This window comes from Nocardia heshunensis, assembly GCF_054782115.1.
The window spans coordinates 536226-555789 of record NZ_BAAGTC010000004.1; the positions used below are offsets into that span (position 1 = coordinate 536226).

Below are 19564 nucleotides of genomic sequence, written 5' to 3' on the forward strand. Positions count from 1 at the left end.
GTACCCCTCCTGCGCTAACGCTGACAGAATGCTATCCATCGCGATCACACCCGGCGGAGGAAGACGACCCTCATGGCACTTTTCACCACCGGCGAGGCCGTTGCCGTAGAGCTTCCGATCGCCCGGGTACCGACCCGGGCCGCGGCCTTCCTGCTCGATCTCATTGTGCAGATCGTCGTCGCCCTGCTGCTGGTCCTGCTGTTCGAGGCGATTCTCGCCTGGGCCGACGCGGATTCCGCGTGGCGTGACGCCGCGGCGCTGGTCGGCCTGGTGGGGGCGTTGATCGGGTATCCGGTGTTGTTCGAGACGTTTTCGCGGGGCCGCTCGCTGGGCAAGATGGCGCTCGGGCTGCGGGTGGTGCGCGCCGACGGCGGGCCCATCGACTTCCGGCACGCGGTGACGCGCGGGCTGGCGGGCATCGTGGACTTCTGGGTCCTGGGCACCGGGCTGATCGCCGTGGTGGTGTCGCTGTGCTCGCCGCAGGGCCGCCGGGTCGGGGACGCGCTGGCGGGCACCGTGGTGGTGCACGACCGCAGTAGATTGCCGTTCGCGCAACTGGCCGCGCCGCCGCCGTGGCTGACCGGGTGGGCACGGCAACTCGACCTGTCCGGACTGCCGGATGATCTGGTGCTGTCCCTGCGCAAGTACCTGCTGCGCTTCCGCACCCTCACCCCGGAGGTCGGGGATCAGCTGGGGCGGGCGCTGGTGATCGCGGTGTGCGAGAAGCTGCGCACACCACCGCCGAACGGCTATCCGCCACTGCACATTCTGGGCGCGGTACTGGCCGAGCGACAGCGGCGGGCCATTCCGCCGCCGCCCGCGGCGCTGTTCTCCCGGCACCCGGCGGCACAGCCCGCTACAGCGCTCCGGTCCGCTTGAGTTCCAGGTATTCGTCGGCCAGTGCCTCCGGCAGCCGGTCGGGTGCGGCCGCGATGACGCGCACACCCATGCGGCGCAGGGTTTCCCGGGCCACCGCGTGCTCGGCGATGACGTTCTCGGCGGCGGCCGCGGCGTAGAGGTCGTCCAGGCCGCTGCGGCGGCTCGCGGCGGCCGCGACCTCCGGATCGGTCACCGAGACGACCAGCACCCGGTGGCGGTCGGCCAGCACGGGCAGCACCGGCAGCAGGCCTTCCTGCACGGTGGCGGCGTCGAGATGGGTGAACCAGACCACCAGGCTGCGGCGGCGGGCGCGTTGCAGGGTGGCGCGCAGCAGGCCCTGATAGTCGGTGTCGACCAGCTCGGGGGTGAGACCGGCCAGCGCGTGCATGAGCTTGACCTGCAAGCGTTTTCCGCCGACCCCGCGCACCTCGGTGCGCACGCGGCGGTCGTAGGCCATCAGATCGACCGAGTCGCCGCCCGCGGCGGCCAGCCCGCCCAGGAGCAGCGCCGCCTCGATGGTGGCGTCCAGTCGGGTACCGGCACCGCTGTGTGAATTGTCGGCACCGCCGACGCGTCCGGCGCTGACCCGGCCCGAGTCGAGCAGCATGACCACGTGCCGATTGCGTTCCGGCCGCCAGGTGCGCACCAGCACGTCATTGGCGCGGGCGGTGGCGCGCCAGTCGATGGTGCGCACGTCGTCGCCCGCCACATACTCACGGAACGAATCGAATTCGGTGCCCTGCCCGCGAATCGTGGTGGTGTTGCGGCCCTCCAGATGCTGCAACTGCTTCACCTTCGAGGCCATCAGTCGTTCGCTGCGGAACGGCGGCAGTGCGCGCAGCCGAGCGGGGACCTCGCGGCGCACCTGTCGTCCGGCCACGCCCAGCGGGCCCAGCAGCCGCACCGTCACCGGACCGGCGACCCGGTCGCCGTGATAGTCCGGGGTCAGCTCGGTGTGCAGGCGAATCCTGGTGTTGGGCGGCAGTTTCAGGGCGTGGGTGCGGTGCCGGGCGTGTGCGCTCGGCGGCCAGTCGTCCCACAGCGTGCCGTGCACCGGCCGGGTCCCGGCATTGAGCACGGCCAGTTCGACGTCGATGCTACGGCCGCTGCGCACCGTGGTGATGGGCTCCCGGGAGAACTCCAGCCCGCCCGGCGATCCCAGCGCGAGCAGATCGACCGCGACGAGCACCACCAGCAGCGCGGTGGCGATCAGTACGCCCAACCACGACGGCAGCACGATGGCGACGAACAGGGCCGCGAGCACCGCCGCGGCGGCCAGCCGGCCGGTGACGATCACGGGCTAGACCGGGACGGGGACGGACATCAGCAGCGAGGCCATGACGCCCTCGGCGGTGACGCCCTCCACCTCGTGTTCGGGCCGCAGGTGCAGCCGGTGCCGGAGTACCGCCGTCGCAACGGCTTTCACATCGTCGGGCGTGACGTAGGCGCGCCCGTTGAGCCAGGCGAAGGCCCGCGCGGCCGCCATCAGCGCGGTCGCGCCACGGGTGGACGCGCCGTGCGCGACGGCGGGGGAGGTGCGGGTGGCCCGGCAGATATCGACCGTGTACGCGAGTACCTCCGGGCTGATGGCCACCTGGGCGACCGCGGCCCGCGCGGCCGCGATGTGGGCGGCGTTGGCCACCGGGCGCAGTCCGGCCGCGTTCAGATCGCGCGGGTCGAAGCCCGCGGCATGCCGCTGCAGGATGCGGAATTCGTCGTCGCGCCCGGGCAATTGGACGTCGACCTTGAACAGGAACCGGTCCAGCTGCGCCTCCGGCAGCGGATAGGTGCCCTCCTGTTCGATCGGGTTCTGGGTGGCCACCACCACGAACGGATCCGGCAGCGGCTGCGGCACGCCGTCCACCGAAACCTGGCGCTCCTCCATCGATTCCAGCAGCGCCGACTGCGTCTTCGGGGGCGTGCGGTTGATCTCGTCGGCGAGCAGCAGGTTGGTGAAGACCGGGCCGCGGCGGAAGGTGAACTCGGCCGAATGCGGATCGTAGATCTGCGAGCCGGTCACATCGCCCGGCATCAGGTCCGGGGTGAACTGGATGCGGGAGTGCTCCAGGTCCAGCGCGGTGGCCAGCGCCCGCACCAGCAGCGTCTTCGCCACGCCCGGAACGCCTTCCAGCAGCACGTGGCCGCGGCACAGCAGTGCCAGCACCAGGAACATGACGGCGTGGTCGTTGCCGACGACCGCCTTGCCGATCTCGGCGCGCAGGGCCAGCAACGCCTGCTGCGCGTCCTGCGCGGTCGGTCCGTCCACCACCGAGGGCGTGTGGTTGCCGTCCTCGATTTTCTTGGTGAGATCGGTGTTCTGGGTCAGATCGGTCACAAGACCTCCGCTTCGATCCATTCGAGTTGTGCGGCCACGAGTTCCAAGGTGCCCCGATCCGCGACCGGGTCGTACAGGGCGGCGCGGACCACGGCCGGGTCGGTGCCGGTGCGGGCGCTCACCGCCGCGGTCACCAGCTCCGCCGGGGTCTCGGCGGTGACGCCGAGCGCGGGCCGCAGCCGCCGCAGCGCCGCCGCTCGCAGTTTGTCCGCCACGTGCTCGTGATCGCGGGATTTCCGGTACAGCCCGGCCTGTCCGGCCAGCAGCTCGAGGGCCGGGGCCTCCACCGGCAGCGGCTCGCGCACGATCGTGCCGCGGCGGCGACCCCGCCACCACAGCACGGTGACCCAGGCGATGAGGAACTGCAGTCCGCCGAAGGCCAGCCAGTTCGGCATGGTCTGGAAGATCGAGTCGCTGCCCGCACCGAAGTTCGGCGCGTCCACCTTCGGCGGCTTCGGCGGCGGGCTGGGGTTCGAGGGCGGGGACGGCAGATCCGGCGGCGTCACCGACGGCGCGGGCCCGAGCTGGGTCAGCACGAAGATCAGCAGTCCGATGGCCAGCACGGCGCCGACGGCCGCCCAGAATCGCCAATCCCGCAGCAGTGCCGGCAAATCCGGTCGTTCCCGAACCTTCTTCTGCTTGACGGCCTTGGTCTTGCGCTTGCGGCGCTGCTCGGTGAGCTCCACCGGTCCGGCCTTGGGCGGCGGCGCGGTCGAATACCGGTCGGCCTGCTCGAGCAGTCGGTACTCGGCCTCGGTGCCGTAGCGCCCGCCGTAGACGACCTCGTCGAAACTGTGTGCGGCCGAGGGTAGTTCGCCCGCGTCCGGGACGGCGGTGGTGGCGGCGTCGGCGGTCTCCCGTGCGGTGCGCGCCCGCTCCTCCGCGAGTAGGCCGCGCTGTTCGAGCCCGCGGGTGACCGCGCGATAGCGCTCCCGCAGCGCCGAACCGAAATCCCCACGGCGCGCGGCATCCTCGGCCGCGGCCAGGTGCGCGGCGGCCGGGCCCAGCGCCGGTGGCGGCGGGACCGGATTCCGATCGGTCTCGGTCATCGACCGCCTCCCGCCGGTACCGGGATGTCCCAGGCCTCGCGGCGGCAGCGCCGGTCCACGTAGACGACCACCTGGGTGGCGGATTCCACCAGTTCACCGAACGCCACCAGCAGCATGGCGACCGAGATGACCAGCACCGTCACCGTCCAGCGGTGGGTGCCGGAGAATTCCGCGATGAACTGCGGCAGCGCGATCAGCGGCACGATCAGCACCACCAGCAGCGTGCGCAGATACAGCCACAGCCCGACCAGCTGCCATTCCGTCCCGGTGGCAAGCAGTTTCGCGCGCCGGGCCGCATCGCCGTAGCCGAGCGACCGGTCGACGATGGTGGGCACCAGCGTGAATCGCCGCCCGCGCAACCACGCCAGCCAGATCGCCGCGAACGGGAGCGTGAACATCAGGGGAGCGCCCAGCAGCAGCACGCCGACGCCGATCAGGGTGTACATCACCTGGTAGCCCAGCAGCGGACCGGCATGTGACGCCGCCTGCCCGAGGGCGGCGCGTCCGCTCAGCGGCTTGCGGTAGACGACCGCGAGCCCGATCGGCACGGTCACGCCGCGCACGAACAGCCGCAGCAACCACGCGCACAGCAGGCTCACCAGCAGGGCACTCCAGAAGGTGCCGGTGTCGGAGTCCTCGGTGAGCAGCGCGGCCAGCGCGGTGCCCGCGACGGCCACTACCGCGGCCACGAATACCGCCCCGCCGAGCAGCGCCGCCAGGGTCTTGATCCGGGCCTGGATCAGCGCGAACGGCGAGTCCAGCAGTTCGCGGAACTGCAGGGGACGAATCGGAACAACCACCGGTTCGGTAGAAGTCGGTCCCCCCACCGAGCCGGTCGGCGAACCGACAGAGTCGGCGGCGGTCGGCAACACGCGCCCGAGTCTATCCGGACAGGTGCTATCGGTCGCCCGATAAGAGTCGTGCCACGACCCGGCGGTACAGGTCGGGTTCGATGGGCGGCAGGCCGAGCAGAGCGCGCAGGTAGACGCCGTCGCCGACCAGGCCGACGATCTCGGCGCGGACCGGATCGTCGATCTCGTTGTCCAGGGCCGTCTTCCAGGATCTCCACACTTCGGTGAGGGCGCGGTCGGTCTCGGCCGGGCCGCCGTCGGCGGGCGCCTCGATGGTCCGCATGGCGGCCAGCATCGAGCGATACAGGGCGAGCTCGACGGCGTCGGTCTCGTCGGCGGGGTGCGGGGCCTGCAGGTACCACTCGGCCACCGAGCGGCCCTGGTCCACGGCGGTCTGCACCTGGTGCTCCGAGCGTTCGCCGACGCGGCGCAGCAGTCCGGCCAGCAGCGCGTCCTTGCTCTTGAAGTGGTAGAGCAGGCCGCCCTTGGAGACGCCGGCGGTGGCGGCCACGTTCTCCAGGGTCACCTGGGACATGCCCTTGTCGAGCAGCAGGGTTTCGAGGGCGTCGAGGATCCGATCGCGGGTCCCGGCGGGGTCACGGGTGGTCACGAGGCTTGACTGTACCGTCTGGACGGTTCAGACTACTACTGTACCGTCTGGACGGTTCAAGACTTCGAGAGAGAAAGCCGATGACCACCAAACCGACCGCTCGATCCGGAACTCCCGTGACCACCGACCGGCACACCATCACCGCGATACCGAAGGCTCGGCCCAGGGATTGGGCCGGGCTTGCCGTCCTCGCGCTGGCGCTGCTGCTGATCGCGGTCGACGCGACCGTGCTCGACCTCGCGGTCCCCTCCATCACCGCCGATCTCGCACCCACCACCCCGCAGCTGCTGTGGATCATCGACGTCTACTCGTTCGTGCTGGCCGGTCTGCTGGTCACCATGGGCACTCTCGGCGACCGCATCGGCCGTCGCCGCCTGCTGCTCATCGGCGCGGTCGGCTTCGCCGCCGCCTCGGCCCTCGCGGCCTGGGCGATCAATCCCGAAATGCTCATTGCCGCGCGCGTTTTGCAGGGTCTCGCCGGTGCCACCCTGATGCCCGCCACCCTGGGCCTGATCCGCACCATGTTCGCCGACGCCCGCCAGCGCACCCTCGCCATCTCGGTCTGGGGCGCGATGGCCGCCTCCGGTGCCGCCTTCGGCCCACTGCTCGGCGGCTGGATGCTCGAGCACTTCTGGTGGGGCTCGGTGTTCTTGGTGAACCTGCCGGTCATGGCGCTGCTGGTGCTGCTGGCCCCGGTCCTGGTGCCGGAGTCGAAGGATCCGAACCCGGGTCGCTTCGACCTGATCAGCGCCGGGCTCTCGATGGCGGCCCTGATTCCGATCGTCTACGCGGTCAAGGAATTCGCCGCCCACGGCGCGAGCCTGAACCTGGTGTTCATCGCGGCGATCGGCATCGTCTCCGGCGTGGTGTTCGTGCGTCGGCAGCGCGGCCTCGCGGCTCCGCTGATCGACCTGGACCTGTTCCGGCTGCCCGCTTTCCGGGCCGCCGTGTTCACCAACCTGCTGTCGGTGTTCGCGCTCGCCGGTGTGCTGTTCTTCGGTTCGCAGTACCTGCAGCTGGTGCTGGGCAAGTCCCCGTTGGAGGCCGGTCTGCTGCTGATTCCGGGCACCGTCGGCTCCATGCTGGGCGCGCTCGCCGCGGCCTGGCTGGTCCGCTGGTGGCGTCCGGCAACGGTATTGGCCGGTTCGCTGGTGACCGTCGCCCTCGGTGCGGGCCTGTACTGGCTGCTGCCCACCGATCCGCAGGGCTCGGTCACGCCGTTCATCGTGGGCTTCCTGCTGATCGGCCTGGGTGAGGGTGTGGCGCTGACGGTTTCGGCCGACATGATCGTGAGCACCGCGCCGGAAGCCCGCGCGGGCAATGCCGCCGCGATCTCGGAGACGGCCATGGAGATGGGTATCGCCCTGGGTGTCGCGGTGCTGGGCAGTGCCGTGATGGCGGCCTTCCGCCGGGGCCTGGACCTGTCCCACGTCCCGTCGGCGCACGCCGACGCGGCCCGTGAATCCTTGGGCGGTGCGGTCGAAACCGCCCGTGCCCTACCGCAACCCGCGGCCGGTGAACTGCTGAACTCGGCGCACACCGCCTTCGTCAGCGGCATCCACCTGGCGGCCACCTCCACAGCGGCGATCCTGCTGCTGACCGCGGTCGTCGCCTACCGCGCGGCGCGCGGCAAGCGAGCCGCCGCGTAGCGGATACAGCTGTGGCCCGGGAGTTTCCGTGTTCAACGTGAAACAACCCGGGCCACAGCTCGTTTCGGGCGATTGTTACTGACCGCTCCCCGGCGGCAGTTCGCGGGGAGCCCGGTAGTCGAGTTCGGCATTGCGGCGGGCGGCCAGCGCATCCTGATGCGGGGCGGCCGGGAGCGGGTAGCTCGGATCGACCACCTGGCCCTGGGGGAGCGCGGTGTAGGACGGGTACTGGGCGTAGGGCTGATCCACCACCGACGCGACCCGCTGCGCGTGCACATGCTGCGGCGCGCCCGGCGGCAGCTGATAGCCGTACTGTGGCTGGCCGTATGCCTGCGGTTGGCCGTACACCTGCTGCTGCGGCTGCGCGGAATCCTCGGAATCCACCGTCACCTTGCGGGTACGACGCAGCGTGAAGGTGATCTCCTCCGCCTCCTCGAACGCCTGCCGCACGGTGCGCAGCGGATGCGTCGCGGTATCGATGGCATTGGCCACAAAGGACGGGACCAGCGGCCGGATCCAGCGGGCCGCGGTATCGGTGAACGGCACCGTGCCGATGATCGGAAGTTCCAGGCCGCCACCCTTGTTCGTGGGGGCGGGGGCCGGGGCGGCGATCGGGGCAGCGGCCGGTACGTGCGGTGCGAGCGCACCGGCGGGCGGCAGGGGGGCGAGCGGCCCCGAGGTCAGCGGGGCGGGCAGGTTGGGCGACTGGGTCAAGGTCCCCTCCGGAAGCTCGAGTCTGGCGGCGGAGTCGAATTCGGCGACCGCCCGCTGTTGCGCGGGCTCGGTGATGCCGATCTCGAAATTGCCGATGGCGGCGATGATGCGGGTGCGCTGCCGTTCCCGGTCGATGGCGGTGTCGGCGTGCGCGGCCAGCCGCGCGGCGGTGAGTTGTTGTTCGGCGCGCAGCTTTTCGGTCTCCACCCGCACCTCCGCCTGTTTGACGGCGATGGCGGTGGTGGCGGCCTGGTCGATGCGATCGGTGCTGGTGCGGACCGCGACATTGCGGTCGAAGGCGGTCTCGCCGCGCCACCAGCGCAGCAGCAGCGGCAGCAGGGCCAGCACGATGAGCAGCAGGGCGACCGCGAGGCGCAGTGCCAGCGGTCCGAAATGCCCTGTGGTGTAGTCGTTCATGGCCACCCAGCGCGCGCCCAGCCCGCGGTCGCCCTCGGTGTAGGCGTCCTTGCGGGCGGTGGCGAGGGCCTGGTCCTTCTGGGTGACCTTGGTGTCGAGCCCGTCCACCTTGCCCTGCGCCACGGCGAGTTGCGCGCGGGCGTCGTCGAGCATCTGGTTGGCGGTGCGTTCCTCGGGTCCGCGTCCGGGCACGCCGGTCTTGGGGATCCCGGCGCAGTCCTGGTCCGGGTTGTATTCGCAGCGTGCGATTTTCAGCGCGGTGGTGACATCGCCCTGCGCCTTGGTGATCTGCTGGTCCAGGGTGGCGCGGTCGGCCTTGGCCTGATCGGCCTCGGTGCGCGCGGTGACCACGGCGGGCGCGGATTCCACGGCGCGCTGGGCGGTTTCGTCGAGCAGCCGGTGCACGGTGCCGGAGAACAGTACGGTGCAGGCCAATTCGGCGATCACCAGGCCCGAGAGGGCCGCCACGGCAATGCGACCGCCGAATTCGGCTATCGCCCGGCGATTCTCGCGCCGGTCCGGGGTGGCGGCGGTGGCCAGCGCGCGAGAGATGGCTCCCGCCAACAGGGTGGCGATGAGCGCCACCGCGATCACGGCGAGGATCGGCCAGCGCGCGGTCGCGGTCGCGACCGCCGTCACGGCCCCCGCGGTGGTCGCGACCAGCGCAACCACCGTTCCGGTGACCGTATAACCCCCGTGTTCGTCCGGATCGGTGAGCCGCGGCTGCGCCCCGCCCAGCCACACCAGCAGCGCTCCGAGTCCGGCGGTTCTCTCAGTCATGGGAGCTCACATCCCTCTAAGTCCCCAGTGATTCGGCTTATCGCAACCGTCGCTGATTCGTTGTCTCAGCGTGACAGGCGTACAGCTGTTCCATCGACCGTGGCGGCTGGGATGTGGCCAGCCTCACACCGGCACGTTTCCGGCGTGTGACGTGGTGTTGATCACGCCCGGACCGGCTCGAACAGGCCCGAAACGGTGGGCAAAAGACGGATTTTCGGTTTGCTGAACGTGTGCTGAATCCCACATTCAGGAAAAATTCCGTACGGTCGGCAGGTTGCCTGGCCATGTCCGCTCGGCGGCCCCGGCGGCGACGGAAGTTGTCCGGAAAGTTAGCCGCCTAACGCCCGGTTTGCCGGATCTCATTGTGGGGAAATCTGATTCATTGCAGGTGGGAGGCCGTCTGGAGCTGCGCTGGACGTTCCGGCCGATCCCCGCGCGCACGGGCGATGCAGTGGTGAACTCAACTGAAACGCACGTGCACCCCTGCTTTACACTGGAGAACGCGCGTGTGTTGGAGGACCGATGAAGAAGCCCAGCTAGAAGCTGGAATTAGCGCAACCTAAGTTGGTTGGGCTCCAGTCCTGACTTATCGTTTGCTCTTACGCCGAACTACACAATTCGGCAGATCTCCCCATATGGCCAAGGCACCCGATCGGTGTCAGCCTAGCGGGCGAGAACGGCGCGGTGTGTGGCGAAAGCGTAAGAGTTCCGTTACCACCGAGCACCCGACTAGGTAATCGAAGCGGGTCGACAACTGCAAAGTTGACTGCACGGAGTGACCATCAGCGCCGCTGGTCTCCGAAACGTCCGGGCGCAGTCCCTACCGGAGGCGTTCGACGAAGGCCCTTATTTCTTCGAAGGCCTGTTTTTTGTGAAGGCAGAGGCATGACGCAACTTCCTGGCCACGGGTCCCCCACCGGCGGTGCCGGCTACGGACGCGGCCCCATCGGGCTCTATGACCCGGCGAACGAACACGACTCCTGTGGGGTCGCGTTCGTCGTCGACATGCACGGCCGCCGCAGCCGCGACATCGTCGACAAGGCTATTACGGCATTGCTGAACCTGGAGCACCGTGGCGCTGCCGGTGCCGAGCCCAACTCCGGCGACGGTGCGGGCATCCTGATTCAGCTCCCGGACAAGTTCTTCCGTGCGGTCGTCGACTTCGAGCTCCCCGCCGAAGGTTCGTACGCCACGGGTATCGCGTTCCTCCCGCAGGCCCGCCGCGAGGCTGCCCGCGCCGGCTACGGCGTCGAGAAGATCGTGCGCGAGGAGGGCCTCGAGGTCCTCGGCTGGCGCGAGGTCCCGATCGACGAGTCGTCGCTGGGCGCGCTCTCGCGCGACGCCATGCCAACCTTCCGGCAGATCTTCATCGCCTCGCCCAAGAACAGTGCCGAGCAGCTCTCCGGCATGGACCTGGAGCGTCGCGCCTACGTCATCCGCAAGCGCATCGAGCACGAGCTCGGCAAGGCGGGCGCCGGTGAGGGTGCGACCGGCAAGGAGTCGGTGTACTTCCCGTCGCTGTCCGGCGAGACCTTCGTCTACAAGGGCATGTTCACGACCCCGCAGCTGCGGGCGTTCTACATCGACCTGCAGGACGACCGGGTCGAGTCCGCGCTCGGCATCGTGCACTCGCGCTTCTCCACCAACACCTTCCCGTCGTGGCCGCTGGCGCACCCCTTCCGGCGCGTCGCCCACAACGGTGAGATCAACACCGTCTCGGGCAACGAGAACTGGATGCGCGCGCGTGAGGCGCTGCTGAACTCCAACGTGTTCGGCACCGACCACGAGGGCAACAACCGCCTGGAGAAGATCTTCCCGGTCTGCACCCCCGGCGCGTCCGACACCGCTCGCTTCGACGAGGTGCTCGAGCTGCTGCACCTGGGTGGCCGCAGCCTGCCGCACGCCGTGCTCATGATGATTCCGGAGGCGTGGGAGCGCCACGAGTCCATGACCCCGGAGCAGCGCGCGTTCTACCGCTACCACTCCTTCCTGATGGAGCCGTGGGACGGCCCGGCCTCGGTGTGCTTCACCGACGGCACGGTCGTCGGCGCGGTGCTGGACCGAAACGGCCTGCGCCCCGGGCGAATCTGGGTCACCGACGACGGTCTCGTCGTGCTGGCCTCCGAGGTCGGCGTGCTCGACATCGACCCGGCCAAGATCGTCTACAAGAAGCGCCTGCAGCCCGGCCACATGTTCCTGGTCGACACCAAGCAGGGCCGCATCATCTCCGATGACGAGGTCAAGTCCTCGCTGGCCGCCGAGTTCCCGTACCAGCAGTGGCTGGACGAGGGCCCGGTCAAGCTGAGCGATCTGCAGGACCGCCCGCACGTGCACATGTCGCACGACCGCGTGCTGGCCCGCCAGCAGATCTTCGGATACTCCATCGAAGAGCTCAATATCCTGATCTCGCCGATGGCGCAGACCGGTGGCGAGGCGCTCGGCTCGATGGGCACCGACACCCCGATCGCGGTGCTGTCGTCGCGGCCGCGCCTGCTGTTCGACTACTTCTCGCAGCTGTTCGCGCAGGTCACCAACCCGCCGCTGGACGCCATCCGCGAAGAGGTCGTCACCTCGCTGCGCAGCATGGTGGGCCCGGAGGCCGACCTGCTGAACCCGAGCCTGGACTCCTGTCGTCAGATCACCCTGACCCAGCCGATCCTGGACAACGACGAGCTCTCCAAGCTGGTCCACATCAACGACGACGGCTCGCGTCCCGAGCTGCGTTCGGTTGTCGTGCACGGTCTTTACCCGGTGAAGAAGGGCGGCAAGGGGCTGCGCAAGGCCATCGAGGCCGTGCAGCGCCAGGTTTCGGCCGCGATCGACGGCGGCGCGCGCATCATCGTGCTGTCCGACCGCGAGTCGAACGAGAAGCTCGCCCCGATCCCGTCGCTGCTGCTCACCGCCGCGGTGCACCACCACCTGGTCCGCGAGCGCACTCGCACCAAGGTCGGCCTGGTCGTCGAGGCCGGTGACGCCCGCGAGGTGCACCACATGGCGATGCTGGTCGGCTTCGGCGCGGCGGCCATCAACCCCTACATGGCCTTCGAGTCCATCGAGGACATGCTGGAGCGCGGCTCGCTGAAGATGCCGGGCAGCACCGGCGATCACGCGGCCGACTTCAAGAAGGCCGTCTACAACTACAACAAGGCCGCCGGCAAGGGTGTGCTGAAGGTGATGTCCAAGATGGGCATCTCCACCATCGCCTCCTACCGTGGCGCGCAGCTGTTCCAGGTCGTCGGCCTGGCGCAGGAGCTCGTCGACGAGTACTTCACCGGTCTGCGCTCGCCGCTGGACGGCATCGGCCTCGACGACATCGCCGACGAGGTCGCGGCACGCCACCGGATCGCGTACCTGGAGAACCGCAACGAGCGCGCGCACCGCGAGCTCGAGATCGGCGGCGAGTACCAGTGGCGGCGTGAGGGCGAGTACCACCTGTTCAACCCGGACACGGTGTTCAAGCTGCAGCACGCCACCCGCTCGGGCCAGTACAAGGTCTTCAAGGAGTACACCAAGCTCGTCGACGATCAGTCGGAGCGCTTGGCCTCGCTGCGTGGCCTGTTCAAGTTCAAGAGCGAAGGCCGCCACCCGATTTCGATCGACGAGGTCGAGTCGGCCGCGGAGATCGTGAAGCGCTTCTCGACCGGTGCGATGAGCTACGGCTCCATCTCGGCCGAGGCCCACGAGACCCTGGCCATCGCCATGAACCGGCTCGGCGGCCGCTCCAACTCCGGTGAGGGCGGCGAGCACCCGGCGCGCTTCGAGCCGGAGGAGAACGGCGACTGGCGTCGTAGTGCCATCAAGCAGGTGGCGTCGGGTCGCTTCGGTGTGACCGCGCACTACCTGACCAACTGCACCGACATCCAGATCAAGATGGCGCAGGGCGCGAAGCCCGGTGAGGGCGGCCAGCTTCCGGCTCACAAGGTGTACCCGTGGGTCGCCGAGGTCCGGCACTCGACGCCCGGCGTCGGCCTGATCTCGCCGCCGCCGCACCACGACATCTACTCGATCGAGGATCTGGCGCAGCTGATCCACGACCTGAAGAACGCGAACCCGCAGGCGCGGATTCACGTGAAACTTGTCGCGGAGCCCGGCGTCGGCACCGTCGCCGCGGGTGTCTCCAAGGCGCACGCGGACGTGGTCCTGATCTCGGGTCACGACGGTGGCACCGGCGCCTCGCCGCTGACCTCGCTCAAGCACGCGGGCGGCCCCTGGGAGCTCGGCCTCGCCGAGACCCAGCAGACCCTGCTGCTCAACGGCCTGCGCGACCGCATCGTGGTGCAGGTGGACGGTCAGATGAAGACCGGCCGCGACGTCATGATCGCCGCACTGCTGGGCGCCGAGGAGTACGGTTTCGCGACCGCTCCGCTGGTGGTCTCGGGCTGCATCATGATGCGCGTCTGCCACCTCGACACCTGCCCGGTCGGCGTCGCGACCCAGAACCCCGTTCTGCGCGAACGCTTCACGGGTAAGCCGGAGTTCGTCGAGAACTTCATGCTCTACATCGCCGAAGAGGTCCGCGAGCTGCTGGCTTCGCTGGGTCTGCGCACGCTCGACGAGGCCATCGGCCGCGTCGACCTGCTCGACACCACCGCCGCCAAGTCGCATTGGAAGGCCGCCAAGCTCGACCTGTCGCCGATCCTGGACGACGTCGAGACGGCGTTCATGATGCAGGACCGCCGCCAGACCAAGAGCCAGGACCACGGGCTGGACAAGGCCCTGGACAACAAGCTCATCGCGGAGGCCGCGGACGCGCTGGAGCGTGGCAAGCCGGTCAAGATCGAAACCAAGATCACCAACGTGAACCGCACGGTCGGCACCATGCTCGGCCACGAGGTCACCAAGCTCTACGGCGGAGTCGGCCTGCCGGACAACACCATCGACATCCAGTTCACCGGTTCCGCCGGTAACTCGTTCGGTGCGTTCGTCCCGGCCGGTATCACCCTGCGGGTCGCGGGCGACGCCAACGACTATGTGGGCAAGGGTCTTTCGGGTGGACGCATCATCGTGCGCCCGTCGGCCGACGCGCCCGCCGAGTACGTGGCGGAGCAGAACATCATCGCGGGCAACGTGATCCTGTTCGGCGCCACCAGCGGCCAGGCGTTCATCCGCGGTGTCGCGGGCGAGCGCTTCAGCGTCCGTAACTCGGGTGCCACCGCGGTGGTCGAGGGTGTGGGCGACCACGCTTGCGAGTACATGACCGGTGGCCGCGTGGTCATCCTCGGCGAGACCGGCCGCAACTTCGGCGCGGGTATGTCGGGTGGTGTCGCGTACATCTACAACCCGAACAACACCTTCGAGGCCAACCTCAACACCGAACTGGTCGATCTCGAGCAGCTCTCGGCCGAGGACGTCCAGACCCTGAAGGACATCGTCGAACAGCACCGCACCGAGACCGGTTCGGCTGTCGCGGAACGGATCCTGAGCGACTGGGCCCAGCAGGTCACCAAGTTCGTGAAGGTCATGCCGCGCGACTACAAGAAGGTCCTGCTCGCCATCTCCGAGGCCGAGAAGGCCGGACGGAACGTGGACGAGGCGATCATGGAGGCGGCTCGTGGCTGACCTCACCTACCCGGTGCGACGCTGCACCTCTGTTTTTTCGTGCGCGCAGCGCTGTAGTCAGGAGTTCGTAAATGGGTGACGCACAAGGCTTCCTGAAGCACACCAGCCGGGAACTGCCCAAGCGCCGTCCGGTTCCGCTGCGGCTGCTGGACTGGAAAGAGGTCTACGAGGAGAAGTTCTCCCACGAGACCCTGCAGAAGCAGGCCAGCCGCTGCATGGACTGCGGTATCCCGTTCTGCCACAACGGCTGCCCGCTCGGGAACCTGATTCCCGAGTGGAACGATCTGGTGTACCGGGGCGCGTGGAAGGAAGGCTTCGACCGCCTGCACGCGACCAACAACTTCCCGGAGTTCACCGGCCGCCTGTGCCCGGCCCCGTGTGAGGCGTCCTGTGTCCTGGGCATCAACCAGGACGCGGTGACCATCAAGCAGGTCGAGGTCGAGATCATCGAGAACGGCTTCGACGAGGGCTGGGTCACCCCGATCTACCCGACCCGCCTCACCGGCAAGCGCATCGCGGTCGTCGGCTCCGGCCCGGCAGGTCTGGCGGCTGCCCAGCAGCTGACCCGCGCCGGTCACACCGTGACCGTGTTCGAGCGCGACGACCGCATCGGCGGCCTGATGCGCTACGGCATCCCGGAATTCAAGATGGAGAAGCGTTTCATCGACCGCCGCCTGGCGCAGATGGAAGGCGAAGGCACCATCTTCAAGGCCGGCGTCAACGTGGGCGTCGACATCACTGCCGAGCAGCTGCGCGAGCAGTTCGACGCGGTCGTCCTCGCCGGTGGCGCGACCATCGCGCGTGACCTGCCGATCCCGGGTCGCGACCTGGACGGCATCCACCAGGCCATGGAGTTCCTGCCGCTGGCCAACCGCGTGCAGCTGGGCGACCAGATCACCGACGAGGACGGCCTGCCGCGCATCAACGCGCGCGGCAAGAAGGTCGTCATCATCGGTGGCGGTGACACCGGCGCGGACTGCCTGGGCACCTCGCACCGCCAGGGTGCGGAGTCGATCCACCAGTTCGAGATCATGCCGCGGCCGCCGGAGGAGCGCGCGGGTTCGACCCCGTGGCCGACCTACCCGCTGATGTACCGCGTCTCCTCGGCCCACGAGGAGGGCGGCGAGCGCGTGTTCTCCGTCAACACCGAGCGTTTCGTCGGTGCGGACGGCAAGGTCACCGGCCTGCAGGCGCACGAGGTGACGATGGTCAACGGCCGCTTCGAGAAGGTCGAGGGCACCGACTTCACCCTCGAGGCCGATCTGGTGCTGCTGGCCATGGGCTTCGTGGGACCGCAGAAGAACGGTCTGCTCGAGGGGCTGGGCGTGGGCTACGACCAGCGCGGCAATGTCATGCGCGACAAGGACTGGGCCACCACGGTGCCCGGCGTCTTCGTGGCCGGCGATATGGGCCGCGGTCAGTCGCTGATCGTGTGGGCCATCGCCGAGGGTCGCGCCGCGGCCGCCGCGGTGGACCGCTACCTGGAGGGTGAGACGGCGCTGCCGTCGCCGATCACCCCGGGCATGGTCGCCCAGCGCTGAGCTGAATAAACGCAAGGGGCGCTCCCGGACTTCGGTCCGGGAGCGCCCTTTTCGTATTTCCGGAAAACTCTCCGCACGTGTGAAATGTGTGCTAGTCAGTTGCTGTGGCTAATTTACCGAAACCCTGGACAGGGGACCAGTTACACCTGTTTACTTAGTCCCCGTGTGGAGCCCCAACCTCCGAGTCGTCCGCAGCGCTCGGTAGTTCAGTAAAGGTCCCGCAAACCTGCCGGGACACTTGGAGGAGAATTATGTTGCGTAATCGCCGCGCGGCCGCGATCGTGAGTGCCGCCGCACTGGTATCCGCGGGTCTGAGCGTCACCACCGTGGAAACCGGAGTCGCGTCAGCGGATTCGACCTGTTCGGTCACCTCGCACGCCACGAAGAACGACATCAGCACGGTCGGCATCACCATGACGTACGACAAGACCGTCAACTCCGGCTCGATCGGCACGGGCACCACCGCCACCTACACGATCGTCATCGGCACCACCGGCATCGGTAACCCGTACGTCAACACCATCACCGACTACCCGCCGGCCGGCTTCGGCGCGCCGATCAGCGCGTCCATCACCGCCTACCACCTCGGCCTCGGCGAGCAGACCGCCAGCGTGACCCCCGAGCCGAACGCGGGCGGCTGGAAGGTCACCAACACCGGCTGGTTCGTGAACTCCGGCAACCCGGTGACCTACACCGTCAAGTACGCCGTCCCGGCCAACCTCTCCGCCGGTCAGCAGGTCACCAGCGGTGGCATCGGTGTCGCGGGCACGGTCGGTGTCAGCAATGAGCTGCCGAACCTGACCGCATGCTTCACCGCGCGCGCCAACACCGTCGGCGAGGACCTGCTGGGCAGCCTCGGCAACAACGGACTCGGCTCCGCCGACGGGCAGCTCAGCTCGACCGGCTCGATCAGCGACATCATCGCCAACGCGATCGGCAAGGCCCTCGGCAGCTGATCGCACGGCCGCTGACACGCCCCGACCCGGGCCGACGATATCGATGAGGATCCGCCGATGACCACCAGGAAAATGCCGCTGCTCGCCTCGGTCTGCGGTGTCGCCTGCGCGCTGGCGTTGTCGTTCCTACCCGGCGGCATCGGCGCGGCCACCGCCGACGACGCCACCGGCGCGCATCTCGTCTCCATCGATCGGCCCGGGCAGCGGCAGGAGGAGATCGCGGTCTATTCGGCCGCGATGGACCGGGTGATCACCCTGCAGGTGATCACCCCCATCGACAACAGCGTGCCGCGGCCCACCCTCTATCTGCTCAATGGCGCGGGCGGCGGCGAGGACGCGGCCACCTGGTATCACCAGACCGATATCGTGCAATTCTTCGCCGATAAGAATGTGAATGTGGTATCGCCGGTCGGCGGTAAATTCTCCTATTACACCGACTGGGAGCGTGACGACCCCGCACTCGGTCGCGTGAAATGGCAGACCTTTCTCACCCGGGAACTGCCCCCGATCATCGATTCCGCATTGCACACCTCGGGAGTGAATGCCATCGCGGGTGTTTCGATGTCCGCGAGTTCCGCCCTGGATTTGGCCATTCAAGCCCCCGATCTGTATCGCGCCGTCGCGTCCTACAGCGGCTGTGCCACCGCCGCCGATCAGACCAGCCGCCAATACATCAAGCTGGTGCTGGATCGCGGGAATGCCGATATGCGCAATATGTGGGGCGAGCCCGACGACCCGGCCTGGCAGCAGCACGACGCGGTGCTCAACGCCGAGGGTCTGCGCGGCAAGGCGCTGTTCATCTCGAGTTCGACGGGTCTGCCGGGTGACCTGGACACTCTCGATTCGCCCTCGATCGCCGGGCGTCCGGTGACGCTGGCCAATCAACTACTGCTCGGCGGCATCATCGAGGCCGCCACCAACGGCTGCACCCATCGGCTCGCCGATCGGCTGGGGGAGCTGGGTATCCCGGCCCAGATCGAATTCCGCTCGGGCGGCACGCACTCGTGGCGGTATTGGGAGGACGCGCTGCATCGCTCGTGGCCGATGCTCGAGGCGGCATTGCAGGGAGTGTGACGTATATCTGTGCCGGAAAACGGACGTGTTCCCCGACTCGCCTGGCATCACTGAATAGCCCCCTTTATGCTAGGCGGCGGTGTGTCGTTGATCTCGTCACGCGGTCTGTTTCGGCCGGGTCCTACGGGGTGGTTACCTGGGTTAACCCGGAGTGCACCAGACTGTCATCCGGCGACCGCACCATGATCGGGAATCGGGACGTATCAGTGGTCCCGGCACAAGCGTGAACTGGAGCAGTATGCGGTTGAAGAATGTTGTCGCCGCTGCAGGAGCAGCGGCGAGCGTGCTCATGTCGGGAATCGTGCTGGGCAGCGGACCTGTTACAGCCGACCCCGGGGCGGCGTGCCCGAGCTTCTACACGGTGGCCGTTCCGGGCACCTGGGAAACCGGTCACGACAAGGACCCCAAGCCCGGCATGCTGGCCGGCGTAACCAATGGTTTGCCGGGTGAGGTCGACTACGTCACCTACGCGGCCACCGCCTTCCCCTGGGAGGGTGACGTCTACGCCGCCTCCAAGAAGGAAGCCGTCGACAATGCCCGTGGGCTGGTCCAGGACATGGGCGCCCGCTGCCCGGGTACCAAGATCGCCATCACCGGCTACAGCCAGGGTGCCGACGCGGCCGGCGATCTCGCCGCCGAGATCGGCTCGGGCCACGGTGTGGTGCCGCCGGATCGCATCGCGGCCGTCGCGCTGATCTCCGATCCGAGCCGGTCGCCCAGCGACGCCCAGGTCGGCCCGATCGCGCCCGGTGCGGGCGCGGGCGGTCCGCGCGTCGGCGGGTTCGGCTGGATCAGCGACAAGGTGCGGACCGTGTGCGCCATCGGTGATCTGTACTGCTCCACCGAGCAGACCGACTTCCTGACCCGTTTCGCCGGATTCCTCGCGCAGGCGAGCAACCCGAACAACTTCAACCCGTGGCAGACACAGCTGCAGCTCGGGTCGATCCTCAACGACCTGATCGCCCAGGGCGGTCTGCCGACGCTGCAGGCGCAGCTGGCCGACGGTCCGGACAGCGAGTACGCGCACCAGCTCGAGCAGTTCTACCGCAGCGGCACCCACACCAGCTACGGCAGCTACTCGGTCGGCGGCGGCCAGACCGCCATCACCTGGATGCACAACTGGATCGCCACCAACGTGTAGCGATTTGGG

Annotated in this window: 13 protein-coding genes; 7 read left to right on the top strand and 6 right to left on the bottom strand. The window is 68.5% G+C overall.

Annotation, left to right across the window (positions count from 1 at the left end):
* Nucleotides 1-72: 72 nt before the first annotated feature.
* A complete protein-coding gene (locus tag ACYVN4_RS15100; RefSeq protein WP_460721444.1) occupies nt 73-879 on the top strand; it encodes an RDD family protein in 807 nt (268 codons plus the stop codon).
* Here ACYVN4_RS15100 and ACYVN4_RS15105 read toward each other — a convergent pair.
* The 5 genes from ACYVN4_RS15105 to ACYVN4_RS15125 form a co-directional block, all read right to left on the bottom strand.
* Nucleotides 857-2176, bottom strand: a complete 1320-nt coding sequence (locus ACYVN4_RS15105) for a DUF58 domain-containing protein (RefSeq protein WP_460721446.1) — start codon at nt 2174-2176, stop codon at nt 857-859. The genes ACYVN4_RS15100 and ACYVN4_RS15105 overlap by 23 nt on opposite strands.
* A 3-nt stretch (nt 2177-2179) precedes the next feature.
* Complete coding sequence (locus tag ACYVN4_RS15110) at nt 2180-3148, bottom strand: AAA family ATPase (RefSeq protein ID WP_460722673.1); 969 nt, start codon at nt 3146-3148, stop codon at nt 2180-2182.
* Between the two features lie 62 nt (nt 3149-3210).
* Complete coding sequence (locus ACYVN4_RS15115) at nt 3211-4263, bottom strand: DUF4129 domain-containing protein (protein WP_460721448.1); 1053 nt, start codon at nt 4261-4263, stop codon at nt 3211-3213.
* The gene (locus tag ACYVN4_RS15120) at nt 4260-5135 is read right to left on the bottom strand and encodes a hypothetical protein (RefSeq protein WP_460721450.1); all 876 of its coding nucleotides are present in this window, start codon (nt 5133-5135) and stop codon (nt 4260-4262) included. Before ACYVN4_RS15120 ends, ACYVN4_RS15115 begins: the two co-directional genes overlap by 4 nt.
* A 25-nt stretch (nt 5136-5160) precedes the next feature.
* A complete protein-coding gene (locus tag ACYVN4_RS15125) occupies nt 5161-5724 on the bottom strand; it encodes a TetR/AcrR family transcriptional regulator (protein ID WP_460721452.1) in 564 nt (187 codons plus the stop codon).
* Nucleotides 5725-5804: 80 nt separating this feature from the next.
* Between ACYVN4_RS15125 and ACYVN4_RS15130 the strand changes: the two genes are divergently transcribed.
* Nucleotides 5805-7373: an MFS transporter gene (locus ACYVN4_RS15130; protein ID WP_460721454.1), complete on the top strand. Its 1569-nt coding sequence runs from the start codon at nt 5805-5807 to the stop codon at nt 7371-7373.
* A gap of 75 nt (nt 7374-7448) precedes the next feature.
* On the opposite strand, the gene ACYVN4_RS15135 is transcribed toward ACYVN4_RS15130, so the two are convergent.
* Nucleotides 7449-9284, bottom strand: coding sequence for a DUF4407 domain-containing protein (locus ACYVN4_RS15135; RefSeq protein ID WP_460721456.1), 1836 nt, complete (start codon nt 9282-9284; stop codon nt 7449-7451).
* Between the two features lie 885 nt (nt 9285-10169).
* Between ACYVN4_RS15135 and gltB the strand changes: the two genes are divergently transcribed.
* The 5 genes from gltB (at nt 10170) to ACYVN4_RS15160 (ending at nt 19555) form a co-directional block, all read left to right on the top strand.
* A complete protein-coding gene (gene gltB, locus ACYVN4_RS15140) occupies nt 10170-14843 on the top strand; it encodes a glutamate synthase large subunit (protein WP_460721458.1) in 4674 nt (1557 codons plus the stop codon).
* A gap of 71 nt (nt 14844-14914) precedes the next feature.
* The gene (locus tag ACYVN4_RS15145; protein ID WP_460721460.1) at nt 14915-16384 is read left to right on the top strand and encodes a glutamate synthase subunit beta; all 1470 of its coding nucleotides are present in this window, start codon (nt 14915-14917) and stop codon (nt 16382-16384) included.
* Between the two features lie 251 nt (nt 16385-16635).
* Nucleotides 16636-17340: a hypothetical protein gene (locus tag ACYVN4_RS15150; RefSeq protein WP_379359244.1), complete on the top strand. Its 705-nt coding sequence runs from the start codon at nt 16636-16638 to the stop codon at nt 17338-17340.
* A gap of 57 nt (nt 17341-17397) precedes the next feature.
* The gene (locus tag ACYVN4_RS15155; RefSeq protein ID WP_460721462.1) at nt 17398-18414 is read left to right on the top strand and encodes an alpha/beta hydrolase; all 1017 of its coding nucleotides are present in this window, start codon (nt 17398-17400) and stop codon (nt 18412-18414) included.
* A 289-nt stretch (nt 18415-18703) separates the two neighbouring features.
* Nucleotides 18704-19555, top strand: coding sequence for a cutinase family protein (locus ACYVN4_RS15160; RefSeq protein WP_460722675.1), 852 nt, complete (start codon nt 18704-18706; stop codon nt 19553-19555).
* The last annotated feature ends 9 nt before the right edge of the window (nt 19556-19564 follow it).

Bases quoted from the DNA above. Each gene is read 5' to 3' on its own strand.
- ACYVN4_RS15100 (WP_460721444.1), top strand. From the start codon at position 73: ATGGCACTTTTCACCACCGGCGAGGCCGTTGCCGTAGAGCTTCCGATC.
- ACYVN4_RS15115 (WP_460721448.1), bottom strand. From the start codon at position 4,263: ATGACCGAGACCGATCGGAATCCGGTCCCGCCGCCACCGGCGCTGGGC.
- ACYVN4_RS15130 (WP_460721454.1), top strand. From the start codon at position 5,805: ATGACCACCAAACCGACCGCTCGATCCGGAACTCCCGTGACCACCGAC.
- ACYVN4_RS15135 (WP_460721456.1), bottom strand. From the start codon at position 9,284: ATGACTGAGAGAACCGCCGGACTCGGAGCGCTGCTGGTGTGGCTGGGC.
- gltB (WP_460721458.1), top strand. From the start codon at position 10,170: ATGACGCAACTTCCTGGCCACGGGTCCCCCACCGGCGGTGCCGGCTAC.
- ACYVN4_RS15145 (WP_460721460.1), top strand. From the start codon at position 14,915: ATGGGTGACGCACAAGGCTTCCTGAAGCACACCAGCCGGGAACTGCCC.
- ACYVN4_RS15150 (WP_379359244.1), top strand. From the start codon at position 16,636: ATGTTGCGTAATCGCCGCGCGGCCGCGATCGTGAGTGCCGCCGCACTG.
- ACYVN4_RS15155 (WP_460721462.1), top strand. From the start codon at position 17,398: ATGACCACCAGGAAAATGCCGCTGCTCGCCTCGGTCTGCGGTGTCGCC.
- ACYVN4_RS15160 (WP_460722675.1), top strand. From the start codon at position 18,704: ATGTCGGGAATCGTGCTGGGCAGCGGACCTGTTACAGCCGACCCCGGG.